Origin of the sequence: Pseudomonas sp. S49 (assembly GCF_009866785.1) — a bacterium.
Lineage (GTDB): Bacteria > Pseudomonadota > Gammaproteobacteria > Pseudomonadales > Pseudomonadaceae > Aquipseudomonas.
On the sequence record NZ_CP019432.1, the window covers coordinates 3897967 to 3917082 of the forward strand.

14 protein-coding genes are annotated in these 19116 nt (G+C 59.9%); 10 read left to right on the forward strand and 4 right to left on the reverse strand.

The window, feature by feature from the left end; genetic code table 11:
- Positions 1-3: 3 nt before the first annotated feature.
- Positions 4-834 carry an alpha/beta hydrolase gene (locus PspS49_RS17225; protein WP_160040676.1) on the forward strand — a complete coding sequence of 277 codons (831 nt, stop codon included), beginning with the start codon at positions 4-6 and terminating at the stop codon, positions 832-834.
- A gap of 55 nt (positions 835-889) precedes the next feature.
- The gene (locus PspS49_RS17230; protein ID WP_160040679.1) at positions 890-1888 is read left to right on the forward strand and encodes an NADP-dependent oxidoreductase; all 999 of its coding nucleotides are present in this window, start codon (positions 890-892) and stop codon (positions 1886-1888) included.
- 215 nt (positions 1889-2103) lie between these two features.
- Here PspS49_RS17230 and PspS49_RS17235 read toward each other — a convergent pair whose 3' ends face one another.
- Positions 2104-3036, reverse strand: a complete 933-nt coding sequence (locus tag PspS49_RS17235) for an AraC family transcriptional regulator (protein ID WP_160040682.1) — start codon at positions 3034-3036, stop codon at positions 2104-2106.
- A 569-nt stretch (positions 3037-3605) separates the two neighbouring features.
- Between PspS49_RS17235 and PspS49_RS17240 the strand changes: the two genes are divergently transcribed.
- From PspS49_RS17240 to PspS49_RS17255, 4 genes are all read left to right on the forward strand, one after another.
- Positions 3606-4955 (forward strand): MFS transporter, encoded by a 1350-nt coding sequence (locus tag PspS49_RS17240; protein ID WP_160040685.1) that lies wholly within the window; start codon positions 3606-3608, stop codon positions 4953-4955.
- 99 nt (positions 4956-5054) lie between these two features.
- A complete protein-coding gene (locus PspS49_RS17245) occupies positions 5055-5747 on the forward strand; it encodes a fumarylacetoacetate hydrolase family protein (RefSeq protein WP_150776312.1) in 693 nt (230 codons plus the stop codon).
- 41 nt (positions 5748-5788) lie between these two features.
- Positions 5789-6547 carry an SDR family oxidoreductase gene (locus PspS49_RS17250; RefSeq protein ID WP_122599609.1) on the forward strand — a complete coding sequence of 253 codons (759 nt, stop codon included), beginning with the start codon at positions 5789-5791 and terminating at the stop codon, positions 6545-6547.
- A 32-nt stretch (positions 6548-6579) separates the two neighbouring features.
- Positions 6580-7536, forward strand: coding sequence for a 2-hydroxyacid dehydrogenase (locus PspS49_RS17255; RefSeq protein ID WP_150750927.1), 957 nt, complete (start codon positions 6580-6582; stop codon positions 7534-7536).
- A gap of 568 nt (positions 7537-8104) precedes the next feature.
- On the opposite strand, the gene PspS49_RS17260 is transcribed toward PspS49_RS17255, so the two are convergent.
- Positions 8105-10231, reverse strand: coding sequence for a TonB-dependent siderophore receptor (locus PspS49_RS17260; RefSeq protein WP_160040688.1), 2127 nt, complete (start codon positions 10229-10231; stop codon positions 8105-8107).
- A gap of 167 nt (positions 10232-10398) precedes the next feature.
- Positions 10399-10983 (reverse strand): TetR/AcrR family transcriptional regulator, encoded by a 585-nt coding sequence (locus PspS49_RS17265; RefSeq protein WP_150750925.1) that lies wholly within the window; start codon positions 10981-10983, stop codon positions 10399-10401.
- A gap of 212 nt (positions 10984-11195) precedes the next feature.
- Between PspS49_RS17265 and PspS49_RS17270 the strand changes: the two genes are divergently transcribed.
- The 4 genes from PspS49_RS17270 (at position 11196) to PspS49_RS17285 (ending at position 17509) form a co-directional block, all read left to right on the forward strand.
- On the forward strand, positions 11196-11873 hold the full coding sequence (locus tag PspS49_RS17270) for a type 1 glutamine amidotransferase domain-containing protein (RefSeq protein WP_127928502.1): 678 nt from the start codon (positions 11196-11198) through the stop codon (positions 11871-11873).
- 103 nt (positions 11874-11976) lie between these two features.
- A complete protein-coding gene (locus tag PspS49_RS17275; RefSeq protein WP_160040691.1) occupies positions 11977-13101 on the forward strand; it encodes an alkene reductase in 1125 nt (374 codons plus the stop codon).
- A gap of 279 nt (positions 13102-13380) precedes the next feature.
- Positions 13381-14919: a cryptochrome/photolyase family protein gene (locus tag PspS49_RS17280; RefSeq protein WP_160040693.1), complete on the forward strand. Its 1539-nt coding sequence runs from the start codon at positions 13381-13383 to the stop codon at positions 14917-14919.
- A gap of 127 nt (positions 14920-15046) precedes the next feature.
- Entirely contained in the window at positions 15047-17509 is a 2463-nt protein-coding gene (locus tag PspS49_RS17285; RefSeq protein ID WP_160040695.1) for a PAS domain-containing protein, read from the forward strand.
- Here the strand turns inward: PspS49_RS17285 and PspS49_RS17290 are convergent.
- On the reverse strand, positions 17471-19018 hold the full coding sequence (locus PspS49_RS17290) for a sensor domain-containing diguanylate cyclase (protein WP_160040697.1): 1548 nt from the start codon (positions 19016-19018) through the stop codon (positions 17471-17473). The two genes, PspS49_RS17285 and PspS49_RS17290, sit on opposite strands and share 39 nt — an antisense overlap.
- Positions 19019-19116: the final 98 nt, after the last annotated feature.

Sequence of the window (19116 nt, forward strand, 5' to 3'; positions counted from 1 at the left end):
CAAATGCCTTTCGTCAACGCCGCCAACCAATCGATTTTGGTTGGCGGCACGGCCTTCGCCTATCGCGACCTCGGCCCGAAATCGGCGGTGCCGCTGATCCTGCTCAATCATTGGGGCGCGGCACTTGACGACTTCGACCCGCGAATCGTCGATGGTCTGGCGCGAACCCGGCGCGTGCTCGCCATTGACTATCGCGGTGTCGGTGGCTCAGGCGGCACCGCGCCCCTGACCGTCGCGCAGATGGCCGACGACGTCATCAGCCTGATCGCTGCGCTGGAATTCACCAGCGTCGATCTGCTGGGTTTTTCCCTCGGCGGATTCGTTGCTCAGGACATCGCGCTCAAAGCGCCCGCGTTGGTGCGGCGCCTGATTCTGACCGGCACCGGACCGGCTGGCGGAGTCGGTATCGCCAAGGTCGGTGCGGTTTCCTGGCCACTGATGTTCAAGGGTTTGCTGACCCTGCGCGATCCCAAGTTCCACCTGTTTTTCACCACAACCGCCAACGGACGCCGGGCCGCGACAGACTTTTTGCAACGCCTGAAAGAACGCCGCAAAGACCGCGACAAGCGCCCGACACCCAGCGCTTTTCTACGGCAGTTGAGAGCCATCAAGGCATGGGAAAAACAGACGCCGCAGAACCTTGGCGGCCTGCAAATCCCGACGCTGGTGGTCAACGGTGACAGCGACATCATGGTGCCCACGGTCAACTCGATTGACCTGGCGAAGCGGATTCCCTACGCGCAACTGATCATTTATGAAGACGCCGGACACGGCGCGATTTTCCAGAACTACGCTGACTTTGTCAGCAAGGCGCAGGCGTTTCTCGACCATTGAGGTAATCCGCTCAGGCAACGCAGCCCTTCCCCAAACAGTGAGAGCCGTATCCACCATGAAAGCTTATTTTATCGATCGTTACGGCAAGCAGAACGGGCGTATTGGCGATGTCTGCGAGCCTGTATCCGGCGCCCATGACGTGCTGATTGAAGTCCATGCAGCCAGCGTCAACGTACTCGATTCAAAGATTCGCAGCGGCGAGTTCAAACTGATTCTGCCGTACTCATTCCCCTTGGTGCTGGGCAACGATTGTGCCGGCGTGGTGATTGAGGTTGGCGCAGCGGTCAAAGGTTTCAAGCCCGGCGACGCGGTGTATGCACGCGTGCCCGAACAGCGAATCGGCACCTTCGCCGAGCGAATCGCCGTCGAGCAAAACGCCGTGGCGTTAAAGCCCGTCAACCTCAGTATGGAGCAAGCCGCCGGCATTCCCTTGGTTGCCCTGACAGCCTGGCAAGCGCTGGTCGACATCGCCCGTTTGCAAAAGGGGCAGAAGGTCCTGATTCACGCCGGTTCCGGCGGTGTCGGAACAATCGCCATTCAACTGGCCAAGCGCCTCGGCGCTGTTGTCGCGACCACCACCAGCACCGCGAATGTCGAATGGGTTAAAGCGCTAGGCGCAGATGTGGTGATTGATTACAAACAGCAGCACTTCGAGCGCGAATTGCGCGACTACGACGTGGTGCTGAACAGCCTCGGCACCGACGTCCTGGAAAACTCGCTCAAGGTACTCAAACCGGGTGGTCAGCTGATTTCCATTTCAGGCCCGCCAACTGCCGAGTTCGCCAAGGCGCAGGGCCTGGCCTGGCCGCTGCGGCAAGTCATGCGCTTGTTGAGCCTGAGCATTCGGCGCAAGGCGCGCAAGCAGGATGTCCGTTACAGCTTCCTGTTTATGCGGGCCAACGGTGCACAGCTGCAAGAAATCACCTCCCTCATCGAGGCCGGCCACATCACGCCGGTGCTGGATCGCATCTTCGCCTACGAGTCGACTGGCGAAGCACTGAACTACGTTGAGCAAGGTCGTGCAAAAGGCAAAGTGATCGTTCGGATCAAATAGCGAAATGCCTGTCATCAGTTGGCGAAAAAACCATGGATAACGTTTCCTGCAATACCGAAGAGCGCCCTGCCAGCGAACAGGACGAAACGCAGAACAACCACGAAAGTGGACAAGCAAATCACCAACCGCCCGAACCTGTGCAGCAGACCGCCACGCTCAGCACTGCGCCTGTCGTCTGGCGGCCCTTGATGCTCCAGCCTTAGTGTCCCAAGCCCTTATGTGTCCAACGGCGATTGCGGCGTATCCGGATTGAGTTGCCGGCGGCGAAACTGTCCCGGCGGCTGGCCGTGAATCTGCCGAAAGCGTCGGGAGAAATACGCCTCGTCAGCGAAGCCGCACAACCGCGCCACCTCACCCACTGAGCGTGTGCTGTTGAGCAGGAAATTGCGTGCCGCGTGCATCCTGCGTTCAAGCACCAGTTCGGTGAAGGTCTTGCCGATTTCCTTGCGCAACCAGTGCGTCAGATAGGTCGGGGACAGGTACGTCGCCGCAGCCACCTTGATCAGATTGAGATCGGGGTCGGCAATGTTCTTGCGCAAGTATTCGAACATGCGGCCCAGCGCATCCCGGCGGCTGACCTCGGCCGCATTCTCCTCGGCCAAACGCTTGAGTGGCTCGGCGTAAAGGAAACACACGCTGCCAATCAGTTGCAGCAGCAAGCCCTTGAGCATCTCGCGCGTACCAAACTGACGGTTCTCGTCCAGCGTGCGCATCTGCTCGATCAAGGCACAGACCTTGGCGAAGTCCTCATCCCCGAGAATAAAATCCAGATGCTCCTGAAAACGGAATGGCGATAACTCCGGCGCCAGCAGAATCGACACCTCCTCCAGGTCCATCGGGTCGCACTGCAAATGCGGCAACAGAAAGGTCTGGGAAAAATTGATCACCATGAAATTGCTGTCCGCTGGATGCGGGATTACGTGCACCCGGTGCGGCAGGATGAATGCCAGGGTATTGCGCGGGAACGGGCGCTCGACGTTGCCGATGTGCTGCACGGTGTCGCCACCGAGGTTGATCTGGATCTGAAAATACTCGTGCCGATGGGGACTGGTCTCGGCGCGCCGGCCCTTTTTGTCGCGGATGTAGAAGTCGGTCAATTCGCTGCGCTGCTGCATGACATAGGTGGGAATACGGCTGGGTGACGACATCTGCGCGGAATCCTCGACAGGTATTTTGCAGTGAACTGACGACCGTCATCTTGCAGACATGTACGCAGTGCACGCAAGCAGTCATACGACGACCTGCCTCTCCAAGGATTTTTCATCTTCGATATGGCGTTTAGCCTGTCCAAAACCGCCGAAAAACAATTACGATTTTTTATCGTTAATAATCAACTAATTAATCGACACATCTAAATAATTCATCAGGAGATTAACCCATTTATTTCTTGGACAGGTTTAGCAACGCCACTGCCATAGAAAAAAAACGTTCTAACTCCTCGGTTGCTTTACCGATGTTGTACGACCACTGTTAGCCGACGCAGCCCAACCTCTTCCAAAAACAATCACAGGTGTGCACGTCATGATTCAATTTTTCCCCCTCGCCGCCCCTCCCGACATTGTCCCGATCACGCCGACTGGAAGACGTTTCTAAACGTCTGACGCCGGCTACTCGCACCGTTCGCTCCAGTATCGATTGCTATGCCCCGACCATCGCGGGCAACGCCTTCGGCTGCGCGAAAACATCTCGATTCTTCTAACAATAACGAGGTCTCTCCATGTCGAATTCACATGCTTCCCAAGCCACCGTGCCGCCGGTGATAGACGGCGCCCGAGACGCCGTCCTGCCGCAACGCCTGCCCTCGCGGCGACGCTGGTTCATGCTCTCGCTGCTGCTGATTGCGACGATCATCAATTACATCGACCGGGTCAATATCTCGATTGCCGCGCCATTCATGGCCAAAGACCTGGGTCTAGACAAGATTGAAATGGGCCTGATTTTCTCGGCATTTGCCTGGACCTATGCCCTGGCTCTGGTCCCTGCCGGGTTTATCGCTGACCGCTTCGGTTCGCGCTTCACTTACGGCGTGTCGCTGATCAGTTGGTCAACGGTGACCGTGTGCCAGGGCTTTGCCACGGGCTTCGCGTCCTTGTTCGGTTTGCGTCTGGCGGTCGGTGCGATGGAAGCACCGGCGTTTCCGGCCAACAGTCGCGCGGTGACGGTGTGGTTCCCGGCGCGGGAGCGCGGTCTGGCCAGCAGTATCTACGTCTGCGGGCAATACCTGGGCACGGCGCTGTTTACCGGTGCGCTGCTCTGGCTGGCGACCACCTTCGACTGGCGTCACGTGTTCTACAGCACCGGCCTGCTCGGCATCGTCTTCGGCGTGCTGTGGTTGTACCTGTATCGCGATCCGTTGAACTGCAAGAAGGTCAGCAAAGAAGAGTTGAAGTACATCGAAGCCGGCGGTGGTCTGGTCAAAAGCAGTCAGGAACGTACCCGCTTCAACTGGCGACAAATCGCCGAGCTGTTCAGCTACCGGCAAATCTGGGCGATTTGCATCGGCAAGTTCGCCAGCACCTCGGCGCTGTACTTCTTTCTGACCTGGTTCCCCACCTACCTGATCGAAGAACGCCAGCTGACCATGATCAAGGCCGGGATCTTCGCAGTTCTGCCATTTGTCGGCGCGACGGTCGGCATCCTTCTCGCCGGCATTGTGTCGGACTTGTTGATCCGCCGTGGCTATTCGATGTCCTTCGCTCGCAAGTTGCCGCTGGTGATCGGCTCGATGCTGGGCATGTCCATCGTGCTGGTGAATTTTACCGACTCGAACACGATCTGCATCGCCGTGCTGACCATTGCGTTCTTCGCCCAAGGCATCGCCTCTTCTTCGTGGGCCGCCGTGTCGGAAGTGGCGCCGAAGGAACTGATCGGCTTGACCGGCGGGGTCACCAGCCTCGCCGCCAACATTGGCGGCATCGTCACGCCGATCGTGATTGGCGCGATTGTGCATGCGACCGGCTCATTCGCCTGGGCCTTCTGGTTCATTGGCAGCGTGGCGCTGATTGGCACCCTCTCCTACTCACTGCTGCTCGGCCGCTTGTACCGCATCGAATTGAAAGTGCGCTGACGCCAACAGCACCGTTTTCTCCAACTAGAGGCGGCTTTCGTCCAACTTCACCAACGACTGCCGCCGTACGCTGAAGCTACCAACAGGACTCATAACAGGATGAACATGACTGAATACGTCTTCACCCCGGATCTGCCCGTGACCTTGCCCGTTGTCGGCAGTGAGCAACGTTTTCCCGTTGGCCGGGTATTTTGTGTCGGGCGCAACTACCCGTGGCCAGACGCCGTCGGCCAGTCGCGCCAGCCACCGGTGTTTTTCATGAAACCGGCGAGCACCGTCGTCGACGCCGTCGGTGAAGTGGCATTCCCTTCGCTGACCGAGGATTTCGCCCACGAAATCGAGTTGGTGGTGGCCATCGGTGAAGGTGGCGCGAATATTCCGGAGAGCGAGGCGCTGGCTTATGTCTGGGGTTACGCCGCCGGCCTCGACCTGACCCGTCGGGATGTTCAGCGCGCCGCCAAGGGCAACGGTTTGCCATGGGAAGGTGCCAAGGTGTTCGACGGCGCCGCACCGATGACCGCCATCGTGCCAGTGACCCGCGCAGGCCATCCCGAAGGTGAGTTGTGGCTGAACGTCAACGGCCAGGAGCGTCAGCGCGACAGCCTCGACAGCCAGATCTGGTCGGTCGCTGAAGTGATCAGCCGGATCTCCCAGTCAGTGGCGCTAAGGGCCGGCGACCTGATCATGACCGGCAGCCCCGCCGGCGTCGACGGCCTGCAACCGGGCGATGTGATCAATGCCGGCATCGACGGTATCGGCCAACTGGAAATGCGCGTCGGCCCACGGGCCTGAACGCCGCAGTGATTTGAAGACAGGAGAACAACAAAATGTCCATCACACATCCTTTGAAAGTCGCGCTGGTCACCGGCGCTGGCAGCGGAATCGGCCGCTCCGTGGCGCTTGGCCTGCTAGCCGACGGTTACACTTTGGTGCTTGCCGGTCGCCGGCCGGAACCGTTGCAAGCATTGGTCGAACTGGCGGCAAGCGAGGGGCACGAAGCCCTGGCGGTGCCGACCGATGTGCGCGACCCGGCCAGTGTCGACGCGCTCTTCGCAACCATTGCCGAGGTCTACGGGCGTCTGGATGTGGTCTTCAACAATGCCGGGGTCAATGCCCCCGCTGTGCCCTTGGACGAACTGACGTTCGAGCAGTGGCGCAACGTGATCGACACCAACCTCAACGGGGTTTTCCTGTGTGCCCGTGGCGCCTTCGGCCTCATGCGCCGGCAACAGCCACAGGGCGGACGCATCATCAATAACGGTTCGATTTCGGCACACACTCCGCGCCCGTTCAGCAGCGCCTACACCGCCAGCAAACATGCGGTGCTGGGGCTGACCAAATCGCTGGCGCTGGACGGTCGCGAATTCAACATCGCCTGCAGCCAGATCGACATCGGCAACGCCCTGACCGAAATGTCGGTACGCATGACCAAAGGTGTACGTCAGGCCAACGGCAGCATCGCCGTGGAGCCGATGGTCGACGTCAAGCATGTCGCCGATGCCGTGCGCTACATCGCCGGCCTGCCGCTGTCGGCCAACGTTCTGAACATGACCGTCATGGCCACCGCCATGCCGTTTGCCGGCCGCGGTTAAGCCGGCCTTTTTATTCGGTAAGAGAGGTTTACATGAAGCCAGAAGTCTTGCAGCTCAGCCCGATCCTGATTCCTGAAATCAACACGCGTCTCGACGAATTGTTCACGGTCCGACGCTATTTCCAGCAGGCGGACAAACAGGCGTATTTACAGGAGCACGGCGCGAATATTCGCGGGGTGATCACCGGTGGCCATACCGGCATCACCCAAGCCGTCATGGCGCAACTGCCGAAACTTGAAGTGGTGGCGGTCAACGGCGTCGGCACCGATGCGGTGGACCTGGCTTACGCTCGGGATCGCGGCATCCGCGTGACGGCGACCATTGGCGCGTTGACCGAAGACGTCGCCGACCTCGCCATCGGACTGCTGATTTCCGTGTGTCGCGGGTTGTGTACCAGTGATCGCTATGTACGCTCGGGCCAATGGCCGCATAGCGCCACACCGCTGGCGCCGCTGCCGCTGGCGCGTCAGGTGTCCGGCATGCGTATCGGTATTGTCGGCATGGGCCGGGTGGGCCGCGCGGTGGCTAGTCGAGCGGCGGCGTTCGGCTGTCCGATCAGTTACACCGACCTGCAACCGATGAGCGATACACCCCACACTTTCGTCGCCGACCTCAAGCAGTTGGCCCGCGACAGCGATGCGCTGATTCTCGCCGCCGCTGCCGACAAGGCTGAAGCCATCATCGATGCTTCCGTACTACAGGCCTTGGGCAAGGACGGTTATCTGATCAACGTGGCACGGGGCAAACTGGTCAACGAGGCTGATTTGGTGGCAGCACTCGCTGCCGGCGAGATCGCCGGTGCGGGGCTGGATGTGTTTGTCGATGAACCGAATGTGCCGGAAGCCTTGTTCGGTAATGAGCAAGTGGTGCTGCAACCGCACCGCGCCAGCGCGACATTGCAGACGCGCACGCGGATGGGAGAAATGGTGGTGGCGAGTCTGCTGGACAGCTTTGCCGGGAAGACGCCGCAGGGTTGTGTCACTGGTTAAGTGGCAGGTGCCGAAACAGCTGCCCTCACCCTAGCCCTCTCCCCCAGGAGAGGGAACCGATTGGGGGATATTGGCGATGAGCGCCGACGTGCAATAGCGTCTGTGAATCCATGACCGCCAAGCATTGCGGATGAACCCGTAATCGACGCGATCTTTCAGGTCGATGCATAGCGCAAGACATCTCAGTGGGTTCCCTCGCCCCCCAGCAGAGGGAGCCGATTGGGGGATATTGGCGATGAGCGCCGACGTGCAATAGCGCCTGTGAATCCACTACCGTCAGGCATTACCGATGAATCCATAATCGACGCGATGTTTCGTGTCGATGCATAGCGCAAGACACCTCGGTCGGCCCCCTCTCCCGCAGGGAAAGGGACCGATTGGGGGATGTTGGCGATGTGCGCCAACGTGCAATAGCGCCTGTGAATCCACTACCGTCAGGCATTACCGATGAATCCATAATCGACGCGATGTTTCAGGTCGATGCATAACGCCAGACACCTCGGTCGGCCCCCTCTCCCTCAGGGAGAGGGCTGGGGTGAGGGGCAGCCGTTGCAGCGTCGAGCTCGGCTTACAAGGTATAGGAAATCCCCACCTGCACCGTTCTCGGCGCACCCGGATAGGCGTAGACATTACCAAACGCGCCCTCTTCATAATCCCGGTCAAACAGGTTTTTCACGTCAAGATTAAGCCGCACCTTCTCGTTGACCTTATAGAAGCCGAGCAAATCGACGACGGTGTAGCTGTCCATCGAGAACGCAGTATTAGCGGTTTGCCCAGCACGCTCGTCGACGTACTTGAGTCCGGTGCCCAGGCCGAGGCCTTTGAATGCACCGTCCTGAAATTCGTAAACGTTGAGCAGGCTGAAGCTGTTTTGCGGAATGTTCATCAACCGTGTGCCCGAGCGGATCACATTGTCTTTGGTCACTTCGGCATCCACGTAGGCGTAGCCGCCGATCACCCGCCATTCGGGGGTCAGGTTGCCGGCGACGTTCAGGTCGAAACCACGGCTGCGCACTTCCCCGGCCGCCACGCTGAAGGTCGAGTCCACCGGGTCGGTGGTCAGCACGTTGCGTTTTTCGATCTGATAGATCGCTGCATCCACGCTCAACTGATGGTCCAGCGCTTCCCACTTGACGCCCATTTCGTAGGACTTGCCTTTCTCCGGTGCAAAGCCTCCGCCCACGCGGCTCGCGCCGGTGTTGGGCTTGAACGAACGTGCAGTGTCGGCATAGATCGCCAAGGTCTCGGTCAGATCGTAGGTCACGCCGAGGCGTGGCGTCACCGCGTTGTCGCTGGCCTGCCAGTTTTTTCCGCCCGGCACATAGGTTTCATAGTCGTGCTCGAAACGCTCGAAACGCGCCCCGGCCAATACCTTCAGACGCTCGGTCAACGCCACCTGATCCTGCACGAACGCGGCATAGGTCTTGAGGTTTTCCTTGTCGTGAGTCGGCGTGCGAGTCAGCGCCGGACGCGGCTGGCCGTAGACCGGATCGAAGATGTCGATCGGGTAGGCGCCGACCGCGCCGCTGGAGCGCTGAATGATCGACTTGTAATCGTAATCTTCGTATTCGATGCCGGTCAGCAAGGTGTGCTGCAAGCCACCGGTGCTGAAATGCCCGGTCAGATTGAGCTGGGTGTCCTTGTCGGTCCACTCCAGTTTGCGGTAGTTGAAGTTGCGCCCCAGGGTTCGACCGTCATCGGCAATGCCGTTGGCTTCGATCGCGTTGCCCTCAAGCGAGCCGTCGAGCCACTGGAAACCACCGCCCAACGTCCAGTCATCATTGAGCAGATGTTCGAAGCGCAGTTGCGCCATGTTGTTGTCGTTGTGCAATTTGCCGGCGTCTTTTTCGCCGAAAAACGTGTCGCGCGAGGCGGTGCCGATCTGCTTGGCGTAACGCGTCACGCCGCGATCCAGTGGATGATTGTTGCGCATGAAATCACCCTCGAAGATCACTCGGGTGGCATCGCTGGCCTGCCAGGTCAGCACCGGCGTGATGCCGTAGCGCTCGGTCTCGACGTGATCGCGGAAGGTATCGCCGCCCTCACCCACGACGTTCAATCGATAGGCCAGGCGACCGTCTTCATCCAGTGGGCCGGAAGCGTCCAGCGTGCCGCGTTTCATGCCTTGATCATTCAACTGACTGCCCAGCGTGACCGTGCGCTCGGCCAAAGGCTGCTTGGAAACCACATTGAAGGTGCCGCCGGGATCGCCACGACCGTAGAGCATCGTCGCCGGCCCGCGCAGCACTTCCAGACGCTCGATGGTGTTGGCGTCGGGCATGTTCGGGTAGCCGCGATTGATCGGGAAACCGTTGCGGTAGAACTCGCCGGTGGTGAAGCCGCGCACGGTGAATGTGGTCAGGCCCTGCCCGCCGAAATTGTTCGCCCGGCCGACGCCGCCGGCATAGTCCAGTGCATCCTGCAGACGCGTGGCGCCGAGGTCTTCGACCGCATCCTTGGTCACTACGCTGATCGATTGCGGGGTTTCATGGATCGAGGTGTCGGTACGGGTGGCACTGGCAGAACGTGTCGCGCGATAACCCTGCACCGGGCCGTCGGCTCGTTCGTAATCCGCCGTGCCGACCACGTCGGTCGCCTCCAGCTCTAGCGCTGAGGATGTTGAATCGGCCTGTTCGGCCCATGAGGAAGAAGACAACGCCTGCAGCACGCAAATTGAAAGCAGAGTACGACGCATGAAATGAAAACCTTACGAATAGGCCAGAACGAGGGGTAAAACCGCCAGCAAAGCGCCGCGGATGGTATACCAAGTGTTCCGTTATTGAAACTTATTCCCATTCGTATGTTTGAGCGGACCGCGTGCCAGTACGCGTGTCATCCATTGCATCGCACAAAAAACCTTGGTCAAACGTGCAAAAGCTGTTTCGTCATTGCCATCGAAGTATCCAGGGATTGCCCGGTACGCTGCAGCTTGTTCAGCAAACTGGCGCCCAACCACAACTGATACAAGGTTTCCGCCAGATGCCGGGCATCGCCCTTGGGCAGACTGTTTTCAGCCTGGCCCTGCTCGATGCACAGGGTGATGCGCGCCACCACTTGCTCGGCGCCATCGCGCAAGGTCAGACGCATCGACTCCGACAGGTCGGCGACTTCGGCGCTGAGCTTGACTACCAGACACTCATCGCCGTGCCCTTCGAGGGTGCAGCGGTTCTGCCAGCCCTGCCAGTAATCCATCAGCCGCTCGTAGGCGCTCAGCCCCGGCAGCGTCAGGCGCCGCTCCATGTCGGCGAGGTAGCCGACGAAGTAATCCGCCAGCAAGGCCTGACCGTACAACTCTTTGGATTTGAAGTAGTGATAGAACGAACCCTTGGGCACACCGGCGGTTTGCAGGATTTCGTTGAGGCCGACACTGGTGAAGCCCTTCTCGGCCATCATCCGGTGGCCGGTGTCGAGCAAATGTTGGCGGGTGTCGTCGTAGGTCGGTTTCATCGGGCGCACATTACCAGGCAATAGACCAGTCGTATATTTCGAGGAACGGAAGTTTGCCATACCTGTCGATGAAAAACCGCCGGATAAAAAATTACTAGACGACTGGTCTAATTGGAATCTATGCTGCGCCCCGACAAACGTTTTCTGACCGGTGTGGCCGATGTGCGAATCCTTCGCTCAATCGAAGACACCTGATCGACTCAAGGTGCTCTATGAAAATCCTGATGGTTTTGACTTCCCACGATCAACTCGGCAACACCGGCAAGAAAACCGGCTTCTGGCTGGAAGAGTTCGCCGCGCCCTACTACGCCTTCAAGGACGCCGGCGCCGACGTCACACTGGTCTCGCCGGCCGGTGGCCAGCCGCCGCTGGACCCGAAAAGCGATGAGCCCGATGCGCAGACCGCCGAGACTGATCGCTTCCGCAAAGACTCCGCCGCGCAACAGGCACTGGCCAATACCGGGCGCTTGGCCGACGTCAGCGCCGATGATTTCGATGCGGTGTTTTACCCGGGCGGCCACGGCCCGCTGTGGGACCTGGCCGAAGACAAGCAGTCGATCGCGTTGATCGAAGCGTTTGACCGCGCCAACAAACCCCACGGTTTTGTCTGCCATGCGCCGGGGGTGTTGCGTCACGCCCTCAACGCTGACGGCAAACCGCTGGTCCAGCATCGCCAGGTCACCGGTTTCACCAACTCCGAAGAAGAGGCCGTCGGCCTGACGGACGTCGTGCCGTTCCTGATCGAGGACGAGTTCCAGCGTCTCGGCGGCCATTATTCGAAAGTGGCTGACTGGCAGGTTCATGTGGTCGCCGACGGGCAACTGGTCACTGGCCAGAACCCTGCCAGCTCGGCCGCTGTCGCGAAAAAACTACTGGAGATGCTGGGCTAAAACCTCGCTTCCAACCTTCCTAACGCCGGGTGCGTATTGCCCGGCGTTATTTTTTCACCCCATCAATAGACGACTGGTCTAATAAGTCGCAAAAAGGTCACACATGAACAACAGCCGTTTCTTCACCCCCGCCACTCTCGGCCATCACACCCTGAAAAACCGCATCGTCCTGCCGCCCCTCACCCGCCAGCGCAGCACCCAACCGGGCAACGTCGCCAATGAGCTGATGGCCGAGTATTACCAACAGCGCGCCGGCGCGGGTTTGCTGGTCACCGAAGGCACGCAGATCGAACCCCGTGGCCAGGGTTATGCGTGGACGCCGGGCATTCATACGCCTGAGCAAATCGCCGGATGGCGCAAAGTCACCGAGGCGGTGCATGCCGTGGACGGGGTAATTTTCGCCCAGTTGTGGCACGTCGGCCGTGTCTCCCACACCGCGCTGCAACCCGACGGCGCAGCGCCGGTTTCGGCCTCCGCCGTGGCTACAGATCGGGTCAGCGTGTTTATCGAAACCGCGCCCGGTGCCGGTGAACTGGTGCCGCCGTCGGCACCTCGGGCGCTCAGTACCGATGAAGTGCAGGAACTGGTTCAGCTGTACATCCAGGCCGCACGCAACGCCATGGACGCCGGTTTCGACGGCATCGAATTGCATTGCGCCAACGGTTATCTGGTGAACCAGTTCATCTCCGCCCACAGTAATTTGCGCGACGATCAGTACGGTGGTTCGCTGCACAACCGCCTGCGCTTTCTCAAGGAAGTAGTCGCCGGCGTCGCCGAGTGCATCGGCAAGGAAAAAGTCGGCGTACGGTTCGCGCCGCTGTTTACCACCACCGATGAAGCGCGCACTTACCTGGGCATGGTCGAAGAGGATCCGCACAGCACTTACATTGAAGCGATCAAAGTGCTGCAGGACGTGGGCATCGCCTATCTGTCGATTGCCGAAGCCGACTGGGACAACGCCCCGGCGATGCCCCTCACGTTTCGTCAGGCAGTACGTGACACCTTCAGCGGCGCGATCATTTATGCCGGGCGTTACACCGCAGAATCCGGTGCGCAACTGCTTGAATCCGGATTGGCCGACTTCGTCGCTTTCGGTCGCCCGTTCATGGCCAATCCCGATCTGCCGGCGCGCATTGCCAATGACTGGCCGTTGAATGCGTTGAACCCGGCGACGGTGTATGGCGGCACCGCCGAGGGCTACACCGACTACCCCGTTTTTCCCGGCTAAGCCATTCAAGACAAAATAAACGCTTCCGAAATATCGGGAGCGTTTATCCGAGTCGGAGTGCAAACCCTTGTGGGAGCGAGCCTGCTCGCGAAAGCGGCGTGTCAGTCACCCAAAATGTTGAATGGGACGACGCCTTCGCGAGCAGGCTCGCTCCCACAGGGGGATGTGAATATTCACCGCACAAAAACCTATACAACTACTATAATCTGTACAACTATCTGGACTTGATGTTTAAACGTCCACTCGGCAGCCTGCTGCTCATTACGCTGAATCCGTGAAATGAACAAAACCCATCGGCTGTGCCTCGTTCTGGGTGACCAGTTATCGTTTGATCTGGCTTCATTGGCAGGCCTGGATCGCGAACAGGATCGTGTGCTGCTGGTCGAGGTCATGGAGGAAGCGAGCCACGTTGCCCATCATCCGCAGAAGATCGCTTTAATCTTCAGCGCCATGCGTCACTTCGCTCAGGCGCTGGAGAACCAGGGCTTCCAGGTGCAGTACGTGACCCTCGACGACCCGCAGAACAGCGGCTCGGTGCCCGGCGAATTAAAGCGCTGGCAGGCGCTGCTGCAGGCCAACGAATTGCACATGACTGAATGCGGCGACTGGCGTCTGGAGCAATCGCTCAAGGAATGTGGCTTGCCGATCCATTGGCATGCCGACAACCGTTTCCTCTGCAGCCGCGATGAGTTTCGTACGTGGGCCGCTGGCAAAAAGCAGCTGCGCATGGAGTTCTTCTACCGCGAGATGCGCCGCAAAAGTCGTCTGCTGCTCAACGGCGATGGCACGCCGGTCGGCGGCGCCTGGAACTTTGATGCCGACAACCGCAAACCCTTGCCGAAAACGGTAAAGGCGCCCTACCCGGCTGGTTTTACCAACGATGCAATCACCCTTGAAGTCCTCGCACTGGTCAAGGATCGCTTCGCCAGTCACTACGGCAGTCTGGATGACTTCAACTATCCGGTGACCCACGCCGATGCCCAGGCCCTGTGGGCCTGGTTTCTCGATTACGGTCTGGCCGGGTTCGGCGATTATCAGGACGCGATGGCCAGCGACGAACCGTATCTGTTCCATGCGCGCATCAGCGCGGCGCTGAACATTGGCTTGCTCGATCTGCGTCAACTCTGCAGTGACGTGGAGTCGGCCTATTGGTCAGGCAACATTGCCCTGAATGCCGCCGAAGGCTTCATCCGCCAACTGATCGGCTGGCGCGAATATGTGCGGGGCGTTTATTGGCTGCACATGCCGGAATACGCCGAGGGCAATGCCTTCGGTAACACGCGGCGCCTGCCAGAGTTTTACTGGACCGGCGATACAAAAATGAACTGCATGCGCCAGGCCATCGGCCAAAGCCTGAAACACGCCTACGCCCATCACATTCAGCGCCTGATGGTCACCGGCAATTTCGCCCTGCTCGCCGGCATCGCGCCAAGCCAGATCTGTGAGTGGTATCTGGCCATTTACATGGACGCTTTCGATTGGGTCGAGCTGCCCAACACCCTCGGCATGGTCATGCACGCCGATGGCGGTTACCTCGGTTCCAAGCCTTATTGCGCCAGCGGCCAGTACATCAACCGGATGTCCGACTACTGTCGCGACTGTGCTTACTCGGTGCGCGAAACCACGGCCGACAACGCTTGCCCGTTCAATGCCTTGTACTGGCATTTTCTGATGCGCCACGGTGACCTTCTGCGCGGCAATCAGCGCATGGGCATGATGTACAAAAACCTCGATCGCATGCCGCCGGAAAAACAGCAGGCTTTGTGGCACCGCGGGCAAGGGCTGCTCGACAGACTGGATCGCGGCGAATCGCTATGAAAGCGCGCGAGCCTTGATCCCCGTGCAACTTAACCATGAGGCCCCGGGTCAATGGCTCACAAAGCTTGTGAAGCAGAGGGCTTGAAACACACCCATTGAACGCAAGCCAACCATCAACGCATGAAGGGTGAACATCCTGAAACAGCTTACTCGCGAGGAGCTTGAGTCCGAAGTCACGCGCCTGCGTCTGGCCGTCAAGGCGACCTGCGACGCCGTTTGGGACTGGGATCTGCAAACCAACCAGGTCATCTGGAACGACTCGCTGCAACAGGCGTATGGCTACGCATCAACGGCCATAGAACCGACGTGTGACTGGCGGTTTGCGCAGATTCACACACAGGATCGCTCGCGCGTGACAACCTCGATTCGCTCGGCCATTGACGGCTCTGGCACGACCTGGAGCGCTGAGTACCGCTTCCTCTGCCACGATGGCTCATACGCCGAAGTCCTGGATCGCGGACATCTGATCCGCAATGCCGACGGCAAAGCCGAACGCATGATCGGTGCGATGCTCGACCTGACCCGTTCACGCAGTGCCGAAACCGCACTGCGCCAGAGCGAAGAGCGCTTCAGCACCATTCTGGAGACCATCGAGGCGGCGTTCGCCATCGTCAAAGTCAAATTCGACGCCGACGACCACCCCATCGACTATTACTTCGTCGAGGCCAACCCGGCGTTCGAACGTCAGGCCGGGGTCAATCTGCGTGGCAAATGGGTCACCGAGTTTGCGCCCAACCTGGAGAAATTCTGGTTCGAAACCTACGGTCATGTGGCCAAGACCGGCGAGCCGGCAAACTTCGAGAACTACGCCAATACCTTCGAACGCTGGTTCGATGTGCGCGCCGTGCGTGTCGGCGACCCGGCCGATCGGCAGATTGCGATCTTCTTCAGCGATGTCACCGAGCGCCGCGACGCGCAAGAACGCTTGCGCATCAGCGAGGCCGTCGCCCGGGAAAACGTCGAACGCGTCCAGCTCGCTCTGGCCGCCGGCGCCATTATCGGCACCTGGCACTGGCACTTGCCCAGCGATCGCTTCAGCGTCGATGAAGCCTTCGCGCGGGTGTTCGACCTCGACCCGGCCTGGGGCCTCGACGGTCTGAGCCTGGAGCAAGTGGTGATGACCGTTCACCCGGATGACAGGGAAGGACTCACAGCCGCGATCAACGAAGTCATTGCCCGTGGAGGTGCCTATTCGCACCAATACCGAGTGCGCGGCGCAGATGGCCAATACACCTGGATTGAAGCGAACGGCCGCGTCGAATGTGCTGAAGACGGCACACCTGTACGCTTTCCCGGCGTGCTCATCGATGTCGAAGACCGGCGCAACGTCGAAGCCGAGCGCGACCGGGTCACCGCCGCATTGAAAGCCCTCAACGACACACTGGAACAACGGGTCTCGGCGCGCACCGCAGACCTGATGCAGGCCGAAGAGAAGCTGCGCCAATCGCAGAAAATGGAAGCGGTCGGGCAACTCACCGGCGGTCTGGCCCATGACTTCAACAACCTGCTGGCAGGCATTTGCGCCTCCCTTGAACTGATGGAAAAACGCATCGGCCAAGGCCGTCTGAACGACATCGACAAATACATGCTGATCGCTCAGGACGCGGCCAAACGCGCCACCGCCCTGACCCATCGCCTGCTGGCCTTCTCCCGCCGGCAGACCCTCGATCCACGGCCAACTGAGGTCAACGCGCTGATTGCTGGCATGACCGAACTGATCCAGCGCACCGTCGGCCCGAGCATTCGCCTGAAGACGGTCGTCGCCGCCGATCTGTGGCCGGCGCTGGTCGATGCCAGCCAACTGGAAAACGCCCTGCTCAACCTGTGCATCAACGCCCGCGATGCGATGCCCGATGGCGGCAGCATCACCGTCGAGACCGCCAATCGAACCCTGGATGCTGAATCAGCGCGCGTACGGGAAATGCCCGAAGGGCAATACCTGTGCTTGTCGGTCGCCGACACCGGTACCGGTATGAGCGCTGAAGTGATCGCCAAGGCCTTCGACCCGTTTTTCACCACCAAACCGTTGGGCCAGGGCACCGGGCTCGGGCTGTCGATGATCTACGGTTTCACCAAGCAATCCGGCGGGCAGGTGCGGGTGCAATCGACTGTGGGTCAAGGCACCACCATGTGCGTTTACCTGCCGCGCTATCTCGGCGAAACGCAGCGCAATCACGATGACGCGCAAAGCTCGGCAACGCCTCATGCCAAGGCCGGTGAGACCATCCTGATTGTCGACGACGAACCCACCGTCCGCATGCTGCTCAAGGACGTGTTGAGCGACCTCGGCTACGACTTGCTCGAAGCGTGCGACAGCGTTGAAGGATTGGAAGTGCTGCGCTCCAGCGCGCACATCGATCTGCTCATTACCGATGTCGGTTTGCCGGGCGGCATGAACGGCCGGCAGATGGCCGATGCGGGCAGGCAAATCAGACCGAAGCTCAAGACCTTGTTCATTACCGGGTACGCGGAAAACTCGGTGATCGGCAACGGTCAGCTCGGTCCGGGCATGCAGGTGCTGACCAAACCCTTTGCCGTCGACACGTTGGTGTCACGGGTAAGTGGTCTGCTGACCATCGACTTCGATTGAAGGGTGCGCAGCGAACCTCATGAACCTGTTGCGCCCTGCAGTCTTCGCTTGATACAGCGCCTGATCAGCGAACTCGATCAGCCCCTGCACCGGGTCCAGATGTGAACCACGCGCAGCGGCGATGCCGATGCTCAGGCTCACGCGGGTCACGGGACTGGTGGGGTGGGCAATGTTTTCCTGCTGCAAGCGCTGAAGAATCAGCTGCGCCACTACCGCAGCACCTTCAATGTCCGTGTCGGGCATGATCACCGCGAACTCTTCGCCACCGTAGCGCGCCACCAGATCCGACGGCCGTCGCACACACGCATCCAGCACGTGACCGACGGCCTGCAGACAGGCGTCACCGGCAACGTGCCCAAGCGCGTCATTGAACCGTTTGAAATAGTCGATATCGATCATCAACAAGGCCAGCGACGAGCCGTCGCGCTGTGCCCGCCGCGCCTCTGTGGCCAGGGTTTCGTCGAAGCAGCGCCGATTTGCCAGCCCGGTCAGCGCATCCTTCATGGCCAACAGTTCCAGCTGCCGATTGGAGCCGAGCAACTGCTGCTGAGCGATGCGCAGTTCGCCTTCAACCTGGGTCCGGCGACGGATATCGAGGATCAAGAACCAGCCAATCAGACCGGTGAGCCCCAACAGCCCCGCCACCACCACCGCCGACAACAGCGCCTCGGTTCGCCACGCCGTGAGCGCTTCACGCTTGCCGATGGCGACTGTGGTAATCAGCGGCAATTTCTCGCTTTTGCGAAAGGCGTAGAGGCGTTCGACGCCATCCAGGCTGGAGGTATACGACGCGGTACCGACCGATTGATCGACCAGGTACTTGGCGTAGATCGGCGACTTGGAAAAGTTGCGGCCCATGTCCTGTTCGCGGAAAGGATAGCGAACCAGCAATGTGCCGTCGGTATAGGACAAGCCTATGGCGCCGTCCTGGCCGATATCGAGTTTGCCGAACAGACGCAGAAAGTTTTCCACGCCCAAGGTCACGGCCACGACCCCGGCAAACTCACCGTGATCATCATTGAAACGGCGGCTGACGGTGATCACCCACTCCTGATTGGAACGGCTACGGATGGGGGGCCCGATAAAGGGTTCGCGGCTCGGGTCGTCGCGATGATGAATGAAGTAGGCCCGATCACTGCTGTTGGCCCCCGCCGGGATCGGTCGATTGGACGACATCAGCCAATGACCCTGACGGTCATAGATGGTGATCCCGCTCATTTGTGGCATCAACGGCTGCTGGCGGTTGATCAGCGCACCCAAGCGCTGGATCTGCGCGGGGCCACTGCCTTCGGTCTCCAGGCGCTCGACCAGCCCGAGCAGCAGCAGCGAACTTTGCCGGACAATGCCCTCGGAATAGGTCTCGAGTGCCTGGGTCAGGTTCAACCCGTGCACGTTGACTTCCTCCAGCGCGCGATCGCGCGAGGACAGCACTTTCCAGATGGTCAGCGACGCCAGAGAGCAGCCGATGACCAGCAGCAAGAGGATGACGAGGTGGGTATCACGCTTCACGAAAGTACCTAATGGAAAGTCCGGTTTCCCGTTCCGGCCGTTACTGATTCAAGGCAATAACAGCGGTCGTATGTCCTCGACCGGCGCAAGGATACAAG